The sequence below is a fragment of the Pseudomonas sp. GW821-FHT01E05 genome (genome assembly GCF_059422425.1).
Genome location: NZ_JBWKWW010000010.1, coordinates 61,928 through 78,173, shown reverse-complemented (window position 1 = coordinate 78,173; position 16,246 = coordinate 61,928). Strand labels below are relative to the sequence as shown.

Annotated in this window: 17 protein-coding genes and 4 pseudogenes; 11 read left to right on the top strand and 10 right to left on the bottom strand. The window is 58.5% G+C overall.

Features of this window, described 5'->3' with window-relative positions; translation table 11 throughout:
* Window positions 1-28: 28 nt before the first annotated feature.
* The 4 genes and pseudogenes from AC07W5_RS21600 to AC07W5_RS21585 form a co-directional block, all read left to right on the top strand.
* Window positions 29-121 (top strand): annotated as a pseudogene (locus AC07W5_RS21600) (PepSY domain-containing protein); the annotation flags it as partial.
* A complete protein-coding gene (locus AC07W5_RS21595) occupies window positions 121-444 on the top strand; it encodes a PepSY domain-containing protein (protein WP_495024293.1) in 324 nt (107 codons plus the stop codon). The pseudogene AC07W5_RS21600 and the gene AC07W5_RS21595, both read left to right, overlap by 1 nt.
* Window positions 444-644, top strand: a pseudogene (locus tag AC07W5_RS21590) (response regulator); the annotation flags it as partial. The gene AC07W5_RS21595 and the pseudogene AC07W5_RS21590, both read left to right, overlap by 1 nt.
* A gap of 2 nt (window positions 645-646) precedes the next feature.
* Window positions 647-1,027 (top strand): annotated as a pseudogene (locus AC07W5_RS21585) (ATP-binding protein); the annotation flags it as partial.
* Window positions 1,028-1,158: 131 nt separating this feature from the next.
* Here AC07W5_RS21585 and AC07W5_RS21580 read toward each other — a convergent pair.
* Both AC07W5_RS21580 and AC07W5_RS21575 read right to left on the bottom strand, forming a co-directional pair.
* Window positions 1,159-1,914: a methyl-accepting chemotaxis protein gene (locus tag AC07W5_RS21580; RefSeq protein WP_495013205.1), complete on the bottom strand. Its 756-nt coding sequence runs from the start codon at window positions 1,912-1,914 to the stop codon at window positions 1,159-1,161.
* A gap of 102 nt (window positions 1,915-2,016) precedes the next feature.
* Window positions 2,017-3,087 (bottom strand): annotated as a pseudogene (locus tag AC07W5_RS21575) (cache domain-containing protein); the annotation flags it as partial.
* A 363-nt stretch (window positions 3,088-3,450) separates the two neighbouring features.
* Here AC07W5_RS21575 and ctpM point away from each other — a divergent pair.
* On the top strand, window positions 3,451-5,265 hold the full coding sequence (gene ctpM, locus AC07W5_RS21570) for a methyl-accepting chemotaxis protein CtpM (protein ID WP_495024292.1): 1,815 nt from the start codon (window positions 3,451-3,453) through the stop codon (window positions 5,263-5,265).
* 34 nt (window positions 5,266-5,299) lie between these two features.
* Here ctpM and trhP read toward each other — a convergent pair whose 3' ends face one another.
* The 4 genes from trhP to AC07W5_RS21550 form a co-directional block, all read right to left on the bottom strand.
* The gene (gene trhP, locus AC07W5_RS21565; protein ID WP_494994127.1) at window positions 5,300-6,649 is read right to left on the bottom strand and encodes a prephenate-dependent tRNA uridine(34) hydroxylase TrhP; all 1,350 of its coding nucleotides are present in this window, start codon (window positions 6,647-6,649) and stop codon (window positions 5,300-5,302) included.
* Window positions 6,650-6,844: 195 nt separating this feature from the next.
* Window positions 6,845-7,027 (bottom strand): hypothetical protein, encoded by a 183-nt coding sequence (locus AC07W5_RS21560; protein ID WP_494994126.1) that lies wholly within the window; start codon window positions 7,025-7,027, stop codon window positions 6,845-6,847.
* Window positions 7,028-7,139: 112 nt separating this feature from the next.
* On the bottom strand, window positions 7,140-7,334 hold the full coding sequence (locus tag AC07W5_RS21555; RefSeq protein WP_495024291.1) for a hypothetical protein: 195 nt from the start codon (window positions 7,332-7,334) through the stop codon (window positions 7,140-7,142).
* A gap of 248 nt (window positions 7,335-7,582) precedes the next feature.
* A complete protein-coding gene (locus AC07W5_RS21550; RefSeq protein ID WP_495013165.1) occupies window positions 7,583-7,930 on the bottom strand; it encodes a hypothetical protein in 348 nt (115 codons plus the stop codon).
* A 256-nt stretch (window positions 7,931-8,186) separates the two neighbouring features.
* Here AC07W5_RS21550 and AC07W5_RS21545 point away from each other — a divergent pair, with 256 nt between their 5' ends.
* A complete protein-coding gene (locus AC07W5_RS21545; RefSeq protein WP_494994123.1) occupies window positions 8,187-9,005 on the top strand; it encodes a shikimate 5-dehydrogenase in 819 nt (272 codons plus the stop codon).
* 220 nt (window positions 9,006-9,225) lie between these two features.
* Here AC07W5_RS21545 and AC07W5_RS21540 read toward each other — a convergent pair whose 3' ends face one another.
* Entirely contained in the window at window positions 9,226-9,873 is a 648-nt protein-coding gene (locus AC07W5_RS21540; protein WP_495024290.1) for a YceH family protein, read from the bottom strand.
* 128 nt (window positions 9,874-10,001) lie between these two features.
* Between AC07W5_RS21540 and AC07W5_RS21535 the strand changes: the two genes are divergently transcribed.
* Both AC07W5_RS21535 and AC07W5_RS21530 read left to right on the top strand, forming a co-directional pair.
* A complete protein-coding gene (locus AC07W5_RS21535) occupies window positions 10,002-10,511 on the top strand; it encodes a DUF1993 domain-containing protein (protein WP_494994121.1) in 510 nt (169 codons plus the stop codon).
* Window positions 10,512-10,781: 270 nt separating this feature from the next.
* A complete protein-coding gene (locus AC07W5_RS21530; RefSeq protein ID WP_495024289.1) occupies window positions 10,782-11,936 on the top strand; it encodes an MFS transporter in 1,155 nt (384 codons plus the stop codon).
* Between the two features lie 4 nt (window positions 11,937-11,940).
* On the opposite strand, the gene nhaR is transcribed toward AC07W5_RS21530, so the two are convergent.
* Window positions 11,941-12,846, bottom strand: coding sequence for a transcriptional activator NhaR (gene nhaR / locus AC07W5_RS21525; protein WP_494994119.1), 906 nt, complete (start codon window positions 12,844-12,846; stop codon window positions 11,941-11,943).
* A gap of 131 nt (window positions 12,847-12,977) precedes the next feature.
* Between nhaR and AC07W5_RS21520 the strand changes: the two genes are divergently transcribed.
* Window positions 12,978-13,232: a hypothetical protein gene (locus tag AC07W5_RS21520; protein WP_495013169.1), complete on the top strand. Its 255-nt coding sequence runs from the start codon at window positions 12,978-12,980 to the stop codon at window positions 13,230-13,232.
* A gap of 29 nt (window positions 13,233-13,261) precedes the next feature.
* Complete coding sequence (locus tag AC07W5_RS21515) at window positions 13,262-14,011, top strand: TerC family protein (protein ID WP_495024288.1); 750 nt, start codon at window positions 13,262-13,264, stop codon at window positions 14,009-14,011.
* Between the two features lie 85 nt (window positions 14,012-14,096).
* On the opposite strand, the gene AC07W5_RS21510 is transcribed toward AC07W5_RS21515, so the two are convergent.
* On the bottom strand, window positions 14,097-14,267 hold the full coding sequence (locus tag AC07W5_RS21510; RefSeq protein WP_494994116.1) for a hypothetical protein: 171 nt from the start codon (window positions 14,265-14,267) through the stop codon (window positions 14,097-14,099).
* A 167-nt stretch (window positions 14,268-14,434) separates the two neighbouring features.
* Here AC07W5_RS21510 and AC07W5_RS21505 point away from each other — a divergent pair, with 167 nt between their 5' ends.
* Window positions 14,435-15,166, top strand: a complete 732-nt coding sequence (locus AC07W5_RS21505) for a PA2778 family cysteine peptidase (RefSeq protein WP_495013170.1) — start codon at window positions 14,435-14,437, stop codon at window positions 15,164-15,166.
* Window positions 15,167-15,257: 91 nt separating this feature from the next.
* On the opposite strand, the gene pbpG is transcribed toward AC07W5_RS21505, so the two are convergent.
* A complete protein-coding gene (pbpG, locus tag AC07W5_RS21500) occupies window positions 15,258-16,196 on the bottom strand; it encodes a D-alanyl-D-alanine endopeptidase (RefSeq protein WP_494994114.1) in 939 nt (312 codons plus the stop codon).
* Window positions 16,197-16,246: the final 50 nt, after the last annotated feature.

Genomic DNA, 16,246 nt, shown 5'->3' with positions numbered 1-16,246 from the left:
TCGTGGGGCCTATAGGTTTACATCTATTCAGGTTGAACTGCGCGATGTCCAGGGTGTTGAGTGGGACCTGGAGTTGGACGCCGTCTGCGAGCAGGTTCTCAAGAATCATCAGGATACGTAATGAAGGTAAATCTGCGCGCCGGCAGCCGAATGGCGCTGGTGCTTCTGGCTTTTTGCCCGGTGGCAATGGCCCGTGACCTGGATCAGGACCAAGCCCTGCGCCTGCGTCAGCAAGGGGTGATCGCACCGCTTGAGCAACTGCTGGGGCCGGCTCTGCAACGCTACCCCGGAGCCAGATTGCTGGAAGCCGAGTTCGAGGAGCATAAAGACGAACGCGCGCGCTATATCTATGACATCGAGCTGCTGACCGTCGAGGGCGTGGTGCATGAAATCGAACTCGACGCCAACACCGGTGAGCTGCTCAAAGACAAGGAAGATGATTGATGCGCCTGCTTTTGGTGGAGGACCACGTCCCGCTGGCCGACGAGTTGATGGCCGGGCTCAATCGCCAGGGCTATGCCGTCGACTGGCTGGCCGACGGCCGCGATGCGGTGTATCAGGCCAGCAGCGAACCCTATGACTTGATTATTCTCGACCTGGGGTTGCCAGGCTTACCCGGGCTTGAGGTGCTGACCCAGTGGCGCGCCAGCGTTCACAACTGGACGCCCAAGTGCCGGTTGAGCTGGAACCGCTGGTGGCGCAGATCAACCATCTGCTCGCGCATACCGAAGACAGCCTCAAGCGTTCACGCAATGCCTGCAAATGGGCGGATGCCGAGGTGAAACTGAGCATCATCGAGACGGCCGAGGGCTTTCGCCTGGTGGTGGAGGATGACGGGCCGGGGATTCCCGAGCAGAACCGTAATCAGGTGTTGAGCCGCGGTGCGCGGCTGGATGAACAGACCGATGGCCATGGCCTGGGGTTGGGCATCGTGCGTGATATCGTCGAGGCGAGGGGCGGGGTATTGCAGTTGCAGGGTAGTGAGCCGGGCGGGTTGAAGGTGGTGATTGAGTTGCCTGGGTGTTAATCGATCGTTCCCACGCTCCCGCGTGGTAACGCTGCCATGGACGCTCTGCGTCCGCTGTGGATGTGACGCGGAGCGTCACGGGATGCATTCCCACGCGGAGCGTGGGAACGATCAACACCGCCAACCGCTGATCAAACCCTGAATTGATCCATCAAGCTCTGCTGCTGGTTAGCCAGACTGTTCAGCGACTGGCTGACCCGCGCCGACTCGTTGGCTTGCCCCGACAGAGACTCAGTCACGTCACGAATGGTCGCCACGTTACTGTTGATCTCTTCGGCCACGGCGCTTTGCTCTTCGGCAGCGCTGGCAATCTGCAGGTTCATGTCAGTGATTACGGTCACGGCATCACCGATCTGACGCAGGGCCGTGACTGCCTGGCTGACTTGCTCGACACTGCCTTGAGCCTGACGATGGCTGTTGCTCATAGAGCCGACAACGTCCCGAGTACCGCTTTGCAGCTGTTCGATCACCTGGCGGGTTTCCTCTACGGACTCCTGAGTACGGCGGGCCAGGTTGCGTACTTCGTCGGCGACCACGGCGAATCCACGTCCGGCTTCACCTGCGCGAGCGGCTTCAATGGCGGCGTTGAGTGCCAGCAGGTTGGTCTGCTCGGCGATGGCGCGAATGACTTCCAGCACCGAACCGATTTTCTCGCTGTTGGCGGCCAGGCCTTCGACCTGGGTCATCGCCGTGCTCATGTCCGCGGCGAGGTTGTCGATGCTGGAGGTGGTGCGGTCGATCACGGTCAAACCCTGACGGGTCGCCTGATCGGCGTCGCGAGCGGCCTGGGCCGCTTGCGCGGCGCTACGGGCGACGTCCTGCGCGGTGGCGCTCATTTCGTGGGAGGCGGTGGCCACCTGGTCAACCTGACGGTATTGCTGCTCCATGCCGGCGCTGGTCTGGGTGGCGATGGCGGCTGATTGGTCGGCGGTGCTGCGGGCGTCCTGCACCGAGCGTTTCACATCGGCGATGATCGGTTGCAGCTTATCGAGGAAGCGGTTGAACCAGCCGGCCAGTTGACCCAGTTCGTCCTGCTTGTCGTATGCCAGGCGTCGGGTCAGATCACCTTCACCGCTGGCAATGTCTTCGAGCATGTGCGCCACGCCGAGGATTGGTTTTGTCACGCTGCGGGCCATCAACCAGACCAGCAACAGGCCGATGACTGCCGCCAACAGGCCCAGACTCAGTTCGATCAGGGTGCCGGCGGTGCTGCGTTGGTCGAGTTCTTTCTTCAGGGTTTCAGCCGGGCCGACCAGGACCTTTTCCGGCACGTCGAGCAGCACGCCCCACGACTTGCCGCCAGGAATCGGCGAAAACGGTGAGAGCACCTTGAGCTCTTGATCGCTGCGCAGACTCTGGGTCCGGTTGCCGCTGGAGAGCATGCGGACCAGCTCGGCGCCGCTGGCCTTGTCGACCATGTCCAGACGCTGGCTCAGTTTTCCGGCGTCCGCGCTGTAGCCGGCCAGCAGGCCGACCGGGCTGATGATGCTGACGCTGGTCTGGCCGTCATAGAGTTTCTTGCTCGCTTGCTGGCTGACCGCTTGCAGGCTGTTGAGGTTGATGTCGACGGACAGCGAGGCGATGACTTTACCGTCGACCATCAGCGGGAAGACGATGCTGGTCATCAGCACGTTCTGGCCGTCGATCATGTAGAAGTAGGGCTCGATCACGCAAGGCTTGAGTGTGGTGCGTGGGCAGGTGAACCAGGCATTGGCCGGTTCGCCGCTGGGGCCGGTGCTGGTGTCGGCAATGTCGCTTTCCGGAAGCGACATTGAGGTCAGCTTGCCCGGTGTCGGTTGCGACCAGTACAGGGAAAAGCGGCCCTTTTCGTTGCTGCCGATTTCTTTCTGGCCGGCAAACAACTCATCCTTGCCGTCCAGCGCATTGGCTTCAAACACCAGCGACAGACCAAGCAGTTCCGGGTTGGCTTGCAGCGCCGACTTGACCTGACGGGTCAGGTCTTCACGAAGGTCGAAGGCATCGAGGAAACGCTTCTCGGCTTGTTCGCGCAGGAACAGTACCTGGCGGGAGAAGCCGTGACCGTATTGGTAGGCGTCCATGAATTGCTGGCGAATGCCCAGCGCCTGGACTTCGCCCTTAGCCTCGATACGTGCCTGAGCCGCTTCGTTGAGCATCTCCATGCTCGAGGCTTTGACCAGCTCGGAATTGTGCTCCATGCGATAGAGCGAAAGCCCCACCAGCAACGTGACAATGCCGAGCAGGCAGAGTCCGGCCAGAAGGGTAATTTTCCATTGAATGGAAAGCTGTCTGATCGACATGGAGACGTCCTTGATTGGATAGAACATGAGAGTCTTTGCACTGTAGCGGCGGCACTTTTTGTTTCTTTATCCATTCATTTAAAGAAGTGCTGCTGAAACGTTTTAGACAAGTAAATAGTTTTAATTTTTTATTGTGCTCATTGAATGCAAGCGACAAATCGTCGTTTAAGGACAGCCAGGCGACCTTTGGTCTGTGTTTGCGGGACGACCCCTCAACTTTTGATCCGGCGTGCCGTTAAAGGCTTAACCACGCCAATAAAATCAAGAGTGAATGCCATGCGCCTAAGCCTGAAGGCCAAAGTTTTATCCCTCGCGGTACTCCCGGTCTTACTGTTTGCGCTGGTTATCAGTCTGACTACGGTGTTCATTCTGCAAGAACAGGCCAGCAAAGAAGTCGACGAAACCCGTCAGCGCCTGCTGACCGATGCCAAGGCGACGCTGCAAAGTTATGTGGCGGTGGCCATGAGCGCGATCAAGCCGTTGTACGACGCGGCGGCACCGGGTGATGACGCGGCCCGGGCGCAAGTGGTCAAGCTGCTGTCGAGCATCAGCTATGGCAAGGATGGCTACTTCTTCGGTTACGACTCGCAAACGGTGCGCCTGTTCAAGAGCAACAGCCCGGACGGCGTGGGTCAGAGCTTCAAGGACAACCGCGATCCGAATGGTGTGTATGTCAACCGTGACCTGGTGAAAGTCGCCAAGGACGGTACTCACTACCTGCAATACAGCTCGCCGTTGCCGAGCGACCCGAAAGTTCTGGTACCCAAGCTCGGCTACACCGAATACCTGCCCAAGTGGGACATGGCCATCGGTACTTCAGTCAACCTGGACGGGATCGAGGCCCAGGTCGCAGTGGTCGAGGCCAAGGTTCATGAGCGCATGCAAGGCGTGGTGCTGAGCATCGTCGGCATCGCCGTCGTGGTGCTGCTGGTGATTGCGGTGGTAGGCATGTTCGTCGCCAACACCATTTTGCGTCCGCTGCACTTGATGAAAGCCAACCTGGACGATATCGCCGCAGGTGAGGGCGACCTGACTCGTCGTCTGGCGATTACCAGCCAGGATGAGCTGGGCGACTTGGCCGGCTCGTTCAATCGCTTCGTTGACAAGATCCACGGCCTGGTGCGACAAATCACCGAAATGACCTCGCAGTTGACCGGTCTGGTGACACAGGTTTCCGATCAGGCTCAGCGTTCGGAGCAGGCCATGGAACGCCAGCGTCACGAGACGGATCAGGTGGCAACGGCGATCAACGAGATGTCCTCGGCGGCTCAGGAAGTCGCGAGAAGCGCCCAGGGCGCCGCGGTTGCTGCGCAGCAGACCGACGAAGAGGGGCAGGCCGCCAAGCGCGTGGTGGATGGCAGCATCAAACAGATCCACGCGTTGGTCAGCGATATCCGCAGCAGCGGCACGTCCCTTGATAGCCTGCAAAAAGATGTGTTGTCTATTGTCAGTGTGCTGAGCGTTATTCGTTCGATTGCCGATCAGACCAACCTGCTGGCACTCAACGCGGCCATCGAAGCGGCCCGCGCCGGTGAGGCCGGGCGTGGTTTTGCGGTGGTGGCCGATGAGGTGCGGGCGCTGGCTAGCCGCACCCAGCAAAGTACCCAGGAAATCCAGGGCATGATCGACCGCCTGCAGCAGGGCACTCAATCAGCGGTAGAAGCCATGCGTCGTTCCAGCGATGCCGGTGACGGTACTTCGGCCCAGGCCAACGAGGCCGGTGCTTCGCTGGACACCATGGCCCAGTTGATCGGCACCATCAACTCGATGAACGCGCAGATCGCCAGCGCCGCCGAAGAGCAAACGGCGGTGGCCGAAGAGATCAATCGCAGCGTGCACCAGATCGCCGTGGCGGTGGACAACGTGGCCGACGAAACCCAACTCGGTGCACAGACCTCCCGCAGTCTGGCCGAGCTTGGCCAGCGCTTGGGCAAGTTGGTGGGGCAATTCCGCATCTGAGTCCTGATCGCTCCCACGCTCTGCGTGGGAGCGATCAACGCTCAGCTGGCGCACTCACTCGCACATCCCGCATCAACAACCCAAAGCGTAAGTCCACCTGATCCGGGATCGGCAAATACACCGTGTGCCCGTCTCCCGGCGCAACCTCAATGGGCTCTCCTTTGACGTTGTACAACTGATGCAAATCGAAATGAAAGTTGCCTTTGGGGGTCATCAACTCCAGGTGGTCGCCGAGCAGGAAGCGGTTCTTCACGCGGACTTCGGCCAGTCGATCACGTCGCTCGCCGGTCAGCTCACCGACGAACTGCTGACGCTCGGACACCGAGCTGCCGTTCTGGTAGTTCTGATATTCGTCATGCACATGCCGGCGTAGAAAGCCTTCGGTGTACCCGCGTTGTGCCAGGGAGTCGAGATCGGTCATCAGGCTGCGGTCGAATTCCCGGCCGGCAACGGCGTCATCGATCGCCCGGCGATAGACCTGAGTGGTCCGTGCGCAGTAAAAATGCGATTTGGTCCGGCCCTCGATTTTCAGCGAGTGCACACCCATCCTGGTCAAGCGTTCGACGTGCTGCACCGCGCGCAGGTCCTTGGCGTTCATGATGTAGGTGCCGTGCTCGTCCTCGAATGCCGGCATCAGCTCTTCGGGGCGATTGGTTTCCTGCAACACAAACACCTGATCGGTCGGTGCGCCGAGGCCCAGCGTTGGCTGGGCCGGTTCGGGTTGAAACGCCTTGACGATATCGCCCAATTGATTCTCTACCGCTGGTTGTGCCTTGTACTGCCAGCGGCAGGCGTTGGTGCAACTGCCCTGATTGGCATCGCGCTTGTTCAGGTAACCCGACAACAGGCAACGACCGGAATAGGCCATGCACAGCGCGCCATGAACGAACACTTCCAGCTCCATGCCTGGGACCTGCAGGCGAATCTCGGCGATTTCCTCAAGGGACAGTTCGCGGGACAGGATGATCCGGCTCAAGCCTTGTTGCTGCCAGAACTCGACACTGGCCCAGTTCACCGTGTTGGCCTGAACTGACAGGTGAATCGGCATCTGCGGGAAATGCTTGCGCACCAACATGATCAAGCCGGGGTCGGACATGATCAGCGCATCCGGCGCCATGGCGATCACCGGTTCCAGATCGTTGAGAAAGGTACGCAACTTGGCGTTATGCGGGGCGATATTCACCACCACATAGAAACGCTTGCCCTGGGCCCGGGCTTCACGAATGCCGGTGGCCAGGTTGGCGTGGTCGAATTCGTTATTGCGCACCCGCAGGCTGTAGCGTGGCTGCCCGGCGTACACCGCATCGGCACCGTAGGCGAAGGCATAACGCATGTTTTTCAGGGAGCCGGCAGGGGCGAGGAGTTCCGGAGTGGCAAGGGGCATGGTCGTGTCGATCGCAAAAGGCCGGGAGGGTAATCGAGTCGCGTCCGGGATTTATTGATCTGGATCTATGCGCCATGAACAAAGATGGCACTGCGGCGCGCCATTGCGGATGACGCATCAAGGGGAGGCTGTCAGTGCTGTTGCCAGCGGTGGGGGCGGGGATCGTCCGGGCGCCAGTGGCAGTGTACTTTTTGCTTAGGCGTGCAAACCATGGGAACCCATTCTTTGCGACAGCGCCTGAGCGGCCGGGAGTGAAGTGAGCGGACCGCTGATCGGCACGCCGTCCTGCACCAGATACCAACAGGCGAGCAGTCCCAGCTCTCTGAGCGGTGCGGGAACGGCGCTGCCGATAACGGACATGATATGAACCTTGGGCATAAGTACCTCCATCAATCTATGGGGGCTACCTTACGGACCTGCCGGTTCAACGAAAAATCATCGCGCTCGATAGTGGACATCGACGCAGGCGAAATTCAACGCGACCCTGGCGTCAGTCGACGACCTGATCGAGCATGTTCACCACATCCTGATCATTCAACAGGCCTTTTCGCACCAGGTTCTCGGCCAGTAAAGACAGGAACTTGGCACTTCGATGGCCTTCCAGGTGTTTGAGTTCGGTCAGCGCACTGTAGACCTTGCTCGATGTGCAGAGGCCGGCAGTGCGGTGGGGATTCTGAGTCGGCATTGTGGGTCGTCCTTGTTTTTATGGGCCTGCTTATATGGACAAGTCAGATCTTGCTGAGGTGTCATGACATAAATATGACAGTCGTTGCATCGAGGTGCGAAGGCGACAGTCGGATCTATCATGCCAAATTCAGCCGTAGCCACTGTCTCAGCAGCGACCCTGGCAGGATCTATTCAGACGTTGTTCAGGTTCTACAATGCATCAGGCCCCGTTTTGAGGCGGGGCCTGATGCATTCACAGCGTGATAACTACCAACGTGGTGGACCGTAATAACCGCGCGGTGGGCCGTAGTAGCCAGGTGGCGGGCCGTAGTAAACCGGTGCCGGCTGCACATAAACCGGTTGCGACTGGTAATAGACAGGCGGTGGAGCCTGGACATATACCGGCTGAGGTTGCACGTACACCGGTTGCTCAACATAGACCGGGCGATCGTGACTGGTGATTACCGAGCCCACTACCGCAGCGCCGACAACAGCGCCAAACAGGGCCGGACCACCCCAACCCCAACCACCACCACGGTGATCGTGGGCGGACGCCTGCCCGGTGACAGCGAGTGCACCGATGAGCAAGGCTATTGTGGGGATTTTACGAATCATGGCTATTCCTCGGGTTCCAGCCCCTGCGCTTGTGGTCTGCAATAGACCCACAGTTTGTCGCGGGGATACTTCTAAGACAGCATTTTTTGAAAAAACTGCGAAGCCGTTCAGTAAATATTGTGTAAGGTCTGTACCGGTTTCTTTACCTTGATTTGATACACAATCAGGTACTTGAACCTTACAGGACTATGATCGAACAGAATCGGTGGGCTGGCTAATCCCGTCCATCTGAAAGTTCTATTTGAAGGAGATAAACATGCTGATGAACCCGAACAAAGACACCCAACTGTGTATGTCATTGTCTGGGCGCCCCGGGAATTTCGGCCTGCGTTTTCATAATCATCTGTATGAGCAACTGGGCCTTAACTTCTATTACAAGGCTTTCAGCAGCAACGATCTGCCTGGTGCAGTCGGCGGAATTCGTGCTCTGGGCATCCGTGGCTGCGGGGTTTCGATGCCGTTCAAGGAAGCCTGCATCGCGCTGGTCGATGAACTGGATGATTCGGCCAAGGCCATCCAGTCCATAAACACCATCGTCAACACCAATGGCCATCTAAAGGCCTATAACACCGATTACATCGCCATCGAGCAACTGCTGAACAAGCATGAAGTGCCGCAAAGTTCGACCTTTGCACTGCGCGGCAGCGGTGGCATGGCCAAGGCAGTGGCCAGCGCCTTGCGCGATGGCGGTTACAAAAACGGTTTAATTGTGGCCCGTAACGAAATGGCCGGTCGCGCCCTGGCGAGTTCCCTGGGCTACCAATGGCTGGCTGAGCTGGGTGACCAACGGCCACAGATGCTGATCAACGTCACGCCGATTGGTATGGCCGGTGGGCCGCAAGTCGATCAGTTGGCGTTCGAAGCGGATGCCATCGACGCCGCGCAAACAGTCTTTGATGTGGTGGCAATTCCGTCGCAAACACCGCTGATCCTGCGTGGCCAGGCCAAAGGCAAGCGGGTGATCACCGGGCTGGAGGTGATCGCCATTCAGGCTCTGGAGCAGTTCGTGTTGTACACCGGCGTGCGCCCCACTGAGGAGCAGTTCCAGAAGGCGGTCGCCTTCGCACGGGGCTGATTAGCTGTCTCGGGAACGACGCTCCCCCCGTAGCAGTTGCCGAAGGCTACGTCCGGCCGCGCAGCGGTCGTAAATCCGCCTACCTCGGTCTTCCTGCAAAGACGCGAATGCCCCTATTGCGACCGCTGCGCGGCCGGACGTAGCCTGGCGGCAACTGCTACGACGGTTTGCGTGCTCTCCAGGCCGAACAAGGCAAGCCCGCGAAAGCGTCGACAGGGCGCTATTCCAGCCGTGCCAAACGTTCTTCCAGTGCCGCGATCCGTGCTTCCAGCTCTTCGATGCGCTCCACCGACACGCCGCTGCTGGCGCCACGCTCAACCGGGTTTTGGCGCGCAGCCAGAATCGCTTCGATATCGGCCGGGTCGCCCAGCGCATGCATGTAGCGGTCTTCGCGTTGTCCGGACTGACGGGGCAGCAGCAACGCCAGGCCTCGGGCAATCAGCCGTTCCAACTGATGCACGACCTGTTCGTTGTCTTCGAAATCATGCATGCGGCTGCTGCGGGTCAGCAGTTCATTGACGGTCTGTGGGCCGCGCAGGAACAGCAGGCCAGCGAGAATCACCTGGGCGGGAACCAGCTCCAGTGCCTTGTCCAGCCGATGCTCCCAACGATCGGCGCGGCTGCCCATGACTAATCGAGTGAAACCCCGTCCTTCAAGGGCGCGAAGGCTCTGGCCGACCTGACCCAGACTGAGGTTCATCACCGGTTCGCGGCTGGTTTTCTGATTGCAGGCGATAACCAGTGCATTGAGGGTCAGCGGATAGGTTTCCGGGCTGGTGGCCTGTTTCTCGATCAAAGAACCGAGAATACGGAGTTCAGTGCTGTTGAGCCGCAGTTCGTCGATGGGGGTATCGTGCTCGGTGTTCATCGCGCTTTCCCTATGCTGTCGAAGGCGACTAGCCTAATCCTTGCAGAATAAAAGACAAGCCGCCAGAGCGCCCAAGCATGTCTATAATCGCGTCACGTTCACCTCCCGCCACAACCTGCGAGATTGTCATGACTATTTCCCTGTACGCCGCTTCCATCCCGGTTTTCAAGCAAATGCTCAACGCCTTGAGCGACGTTCTGAGCAAGGCCGAAGCCCACGCCACGGCAAAGAACATCGAGCCAAATGCTTTCCTGCAAGCGCGCCTGTACCCCGACATGTTCCCGCTGGTGCGTCAGGTGCAAATCGCCGTTGATTTCGCCAAAGGCGTTTCCGCGCGTCTGGCCGAGGTTGAGTTGCCGAAGTACGACGACACCGAAACCACGTTCGCTGAGCTGCAAGCGCTGATCAGCAAAGTCCTGGCATTCATCGACGGCATCAAACCGGCGCAAATTGATGGCAAGGAAGGGATCGAGATCATCACCCGTCAAGGCACGCCGAAAGAGAAGCGCTTCAGTGGCCAGGCTTATCTGCTGACCTACGGCCTGCCGCAGTTCTTCTTCCACGTCACCACCACCTACGCGATCCTGCGTCACAACGGTGTTGAAATCGGCAAACGCGATTACATGGGCGCGTTCTAAACCGCAAAGACAAAAAAGCCCGGGAAGGTTCGTCTGAACCTTTCCGGGCTTTTCTTATGTTGCTGGGGCAGGACTCAGGCTTTTGGCTCAATGCGCTTGTTTTTTTCCTGGACCAGGCACCGATAACGGCCTGCCGCCCGGGTGTTCAAGGCGATAGGTCAGGTTCGCGTAACCGCTGTCGGAAACACTCTGTTAAGATCCGCCATCCTCTTTTTTCATATCCAGTGAGCCCTTGGGCTATCGCTGGCGTCGTCGTTTGCGGAGTAATGCATGTTGTTGCCCATCCTTCTGTTGTCAGCCGCCGGTTTTACCGTGCTGACCACAGAATTCATCATTGTTGGCCTGTTGCCATCCATCGCTCGCGACCTGGATGTCAGCGTCTCCCAGGCCGGTTTACTGGTGACCTTGTTCGCTTTTACCGTGGCCGCGTTCGGGCCGTTCTTGACCGCATACTTCGCGCGCTTTGAGCGCAGGCGGCTGTTTATCAGCGTGCTGATCATGTTTGGCCTGGCCAATACCCTGGCGGCAGTGGCGCCGAACATAGGTGTAATGGCGCTGGCGCGGTTGATTCCGGCGCTGGGTTTGCCAGTGTTCTGGGCCTTGGCCAGCGAGACGGCTGTGGACATCGTCGGGCCGGATTACGCCGGGCGCGCCATCGCGAAAATCGGTTTTGGAATCGTCTGCGCGACCGTCTTCGGGATTCCGGTCGGCACTTTGATTTCCGATGCATTCGGCTGGCGCAGTGCGTTTGCCATTCTGGCGGTGGTGGCGTTTGCCAAGGCATTGCTGCTGTTTATCTATCTGCCAAAGACGCAGTTGCATGAAAAACAGGTGAGCCTGCATTCACAGTTCAAAATTCTGCGCAGTCCGTTGATGCAGGGCCATGTGCTGCTGTCGATCCTGGTCTTCAGTGGCATGTTCACCGCTTACACCTACCTGGCCGACATCCTGGAGCGACTTGCCGGTTTCAACGGCACTGTGGTCGGCTGGTGCCTGATGGGCTTCGGTGCGGTGGGGTTGATCGGTAACTCACTGGGCGGACGCATGGTTGATCGCCATCCACTGATCGCCTCGATGGTGTTCTGTGCCTTCATGATCGGCGGCATGGTGGCGCTGGTGCCAAGCATTCATTCGACGGTTGGGTTGGCGGCTGCCATGGGCATATGGGGTGTCACCCAGGCAGCGTTGTTCCTCGTCAGCCATGTCCGCTTGATGAAGGTCGCACCACAGGCGCCGGCCTTCGCCGCGTCGCTGAATATCGCTGGGGCCAACCTGGGCATTGGGCTGGGTGCGATGGTTGGCGGCCGGGTGATCGATACGTTGGGGCTGCCCAGTCTCGGTTTTGCAGCGGCGGGCTTCATCGTGCTGTCGATCCTGCTGGCGCTGTTGTTGATGACCGCCAAAACCCGCGCGGTTTGCGCCTGAATCCTCAGGTGTCAATCGCGGTAAACAGCTCGCGTCGGGCGCCTTCGGTAATGGCGACAATGCCGGGGTGCTTGACCTTGCGCTCCACCGAAATGGCGTAGAACGACTCGGTTACCGCATCGGTCTGGCCAATCAACTCCACGCCATACTGGCGTTTCACTTCGTCGGCAATCACGCTCGGGCCAATGAATATCCCGCTGCCGGATTGGCCAAAGGCCTGCATCAAGGCGCTGTCATCAAACTCACCAACGATGCGTGGCTGGATCTGCTGTTCGGCGAACCAGCGCAACAACCGACTGCGCACCACGGTTTCTTGCCCGGGAATCAGCAGTGGGGCGCCGTGCAAACCCCGAGGGAAGTCTTTCCCATATCGTTCAGCCAGGGCGCTGGTGGCAAAAAAACTGATCCCGCATTCACCGAGTTTCTGGCTGTAGCCTTTGATGTCGAGATGTGACGGCATCGGGCTGTCGGAAATCACCAGGTCCAGACGCTGGATGGCCAGGTCGGCAAGCAGCCGTTCGAGTTTGTCTTCACGGCAGGTGATGTGGATCGGCTCGCTCAGCTCCATGGTCGGCGCGATGAGGCGGTAGACAATTGACTTGGGTACTACGTCAGCAACCCCGACCCGGAACTGAATCTGTTGCTCATTGGGCTGGGCTCTTAGCATCGCCTCCAGCTCACCGCCGAGCTGGAACATCTGCTCGGCGTAGGGCAGGGTCTGGCGCCCGGCTTCGGTCAGCTCAAGCTGTCGCCCGACCCGGCGAAACAACTCGATCCCGTAGGTCTGTTCGAGCAGGCTGATTTGCCCACTGATGGTCTGTGGCGTCAGGTTCAGCTGCTCACACGCCCGAACGATGCTGCCGGTCTTTGCCACGACCCAGAAGTAATGCAGTTGCCGATAATTGAGCATGGGGGATTAAGTTCGTAAAAACCGAAGTATAGCTGCTAAAAATACGAATTTTCCTGAAGTATTTGCCTCCTTAGAATGCAGCGCTATGGACAGGCCATCATCTTGGGTCTGTATGTTCTATCGAGGAACTCATGAAGAAACTCCAATCCATTGGCGCCGCTAGTCTGCTGGCGCTCTCGGTATTTGCGCTCAGTGGCTGCGACCAGGTCGAGAAAAGTGCCCGGCAACTGATGGGCAAAGCGAGCGAGAGCGCCAGACAAGCCATCGACGATACCCACAAAGCTGCGGAGCAGGCACTGAGTGACGCGACTCAGGGCTTGATCAGTAACAAGAAAAAGCCCGCTGATGACGGCGAGCAACGCGAAAAGTCGTCGCAGGAAATCTAACCCTTCGAACACCGAGTCAGGACTGACCCATGGAATATCTTTTACAACTCGCCGTCAGCCCCACCGCCTGGGTGGCCTTGGCTACCTTGATCGTTATGGAAATCGTGCTTGGCATCGACAACCTGATCTTCATCTCGATCTTGACCAACAAGCTGCCTGAGCAGCACCGGGCCAAAGCGCGGCGCATCGGCATCAGCATGGCATTGGTTCTGCGTCTGGGCCTGCTCAGCACCATCGCGTTTATCGTGCAGTTGACCGAACCGGTCATCGATGTGTTCGGCCAGGTGTTCTCCTGGAAAGACATGATCCTGATTGCCGGTGGTCTGTTCCTGCTCTGGAAAGCGACGACAGAGATCCACCACAGCATGGACCCGGAGCCGCAAGAGACGGCATCCGCGACCTCCGGTGTATCGATTGGATTTGCCGCGGCGATCGGTCAGATCCTGATGTTGGACATGGTCTTTTCGATTGATAGCATCATTACCGCCGTCGGCATGACCGAGCACTTGCCGATCATGATCATTGCCGTAGTGGTCTCGGTGCTGGTGATGTTGCTGGCGGCCGAGCCCCTGGCGAAGTTCATCAACGACAACCCGACTGTGGTGATGTTGGCTCTGGGCTTCCTGATCATGATCGGTATGACCTTGATTGCCGAAGGCTTCGGCGCTCATGTACCGAAAGGCTACGTCTACGCGGCCATGGCGTTCTCGGCGACGATTGAAGGTTTGAATATGCTGTCGCGCCGCGCTCGCCAGAAGCGGGTTGTGGTTGAGGCCTGAGTAGCGCAAATAGCAAACGGTCGTCTGTGCTCGAAAGGGCACGGCGACCGTTTTCGTTTTCTTTTTTTGGGGGGGCGGATTTCGGTCAGTGCGCGGTAGCGGTGCGACCGGCAGTTTTTTCGGTCTTCGCTATGGGGGTTGGCTGGATGTGTGGGTGATGGTGTCTGCGAGTAACGCGCAGCACGCCCCAGAGCATCGCGGCGGCAACGGCCAGCCAGCCAAAGATCAGCATGATGATTGTCGTTGTCAGGCTCATAAGTGCCTCCTTTTAGCCCTGCTTGGGGCGCACACTCTTTGCTATGGACAGTCTAGTCGCTGATGTGTTTCAAGCTATTGACCAAAGGTCGAGAGCCACCAACCAGTTCGCTCTATCGGGCGCAATAAACTGCCGTTCAAGGCTATACCGTCGCCCGAGACGGCCCTATGATCGAGGGCCAAGCCGGGAGCGTGTTCGCCTGGCGCCTGACCAAGAGAGTAATGATGTTGCGGGTATTTCCTCGATTTCGATCTGCGCTGCTGATCGGTGCTTGTGTTCTGAGCCTGGCCGGTTGCGCCGGGAGCGTGCAGCCAGAGATCCAGCGTTTGCCGGAGCGCGTCGAGCTCAACGGCGTGCCGTTTTTTCGTAGCGAGCTGTATCAGAGTGGGCCCAGTGCTTTGGCCAGCATGCTGTCCCAGCAAGGTATCGTGATCACGCCGGGCTTGTTGGATAAACCACTTCATTTACCGGGCGGTGAAGCCGGACTGCAGCAGAATATGCAGGCCCTGGCGCGCGAGTACGGCATGGTGGTCTATCCGCTCGACAATAATCTTCCCGCGTTGTTGACCCAGGTTGCGGCAGGTTACCCGGTGCTGGTGCGTTTCACCGAAGGCTCGGCGTTCTGGTCGGAGCCAAGGTACGCCGTGCTCGCGGGCTACAACCGTCATAAGCAGACAGTTTTGCTCCGCGCGGGGATGAACCGCCGTTTGCTGATCGACTTCAAGTCTTTTGAATCTTCTTGGGAGAATGCTGGCAGTTGGGCTGTGCTGATCCAGGGGCCGACCCAGATACCCGCCAAGGTTGACCAGCAGCGCTGGCTCAAAGCCGCTAATGAGCTGGCTCAGGCCGGCCAGGAGCAGGCCGCGGCGAGAGCAACCCAGGCAGTTGGCGCGCACTGATTCAGGGGATAAAAAACGGCGCTCTTGAGCGCCGTTTGTTGTGAAGGCCCTGACATGACGTTCAGGGCTTTTTCATTAGGTTTCCCAAGGGTTAATCAGCACTCTGCGCTACACCACCATGACGGTTCTTGAGGTTCTTTTCAGCTTTGTAACGTACGGCAACTTCCGGCACGGAACCGCTTTTCCCGGTTTCGACCCAGTTTCGGATACGGGTGGCGTCGGCGAAATGCGTGTATTTGCCAAAGGCATCAAGAATCACCAGGGCGACCTGGCGATCGCCCATAACGGTCACCAATACCAGGCAGTGACCGGCCTGGTTGGTAAAGCCGGTCTTGGTCAACTTGATGTCCCAGCTGGCCTTGTTGATCAAGTGATCGGTGTTATGAAAGCCCAAGGTGTAGTTCGGCTTGCGGAAAGCCACGGTCTTTTCCTTGGTGGTGCTCAGCTCCCTCAACATCGGATATTTGCGGGCGGCTTCCAGCAGCTTGCTCAAGTCGCGGGCAGTGGATACGTTATGGATCGACAGGCCGGTGGGTTCGACGTAATGGGTGCTGGTCATGCCCAGCGCTTTGGCTTTGGCGTTCATCGCAGCGATAAACGCCGCATAACCACCTGGATAGTGATGGGCCAGGCTGGCGGCTGCACGGTTTTCCGAGGACATCAGCGCGATCAGCAGCATTTCTCTGCGGCTGAGTTCACTGTTGAGTTTGACGCGAGAAAACACACCTTTCATTTCCGGGGTGTCGCTGATCGACACGGAAATGTATTCGTCCATCGACTGCTTGGCGTCCAGAACGACCATGCCAGTCATCAGCTTGGTGACTGAAGCGATCGGCACGATGACGTCCGGGTTGCTCGAATAGATGACTTTATTAGTCTGCAGGTCGACCAGTATCGCGCTACCGGATGCGATGTGCAGATGGGAAGTGTCTCGGGGCGCCGCGATGGTTTCACGAGCGTTAACGCTCGGCGTGATGAAAGTGCCTGTAAATGCGAAAACCAGGCTCAGGATCGAAATACGAATTTTCACGCGGGTGGACTCGTTAAAAGATGGATATGCCGTTGTGTAACGGGGCTTTC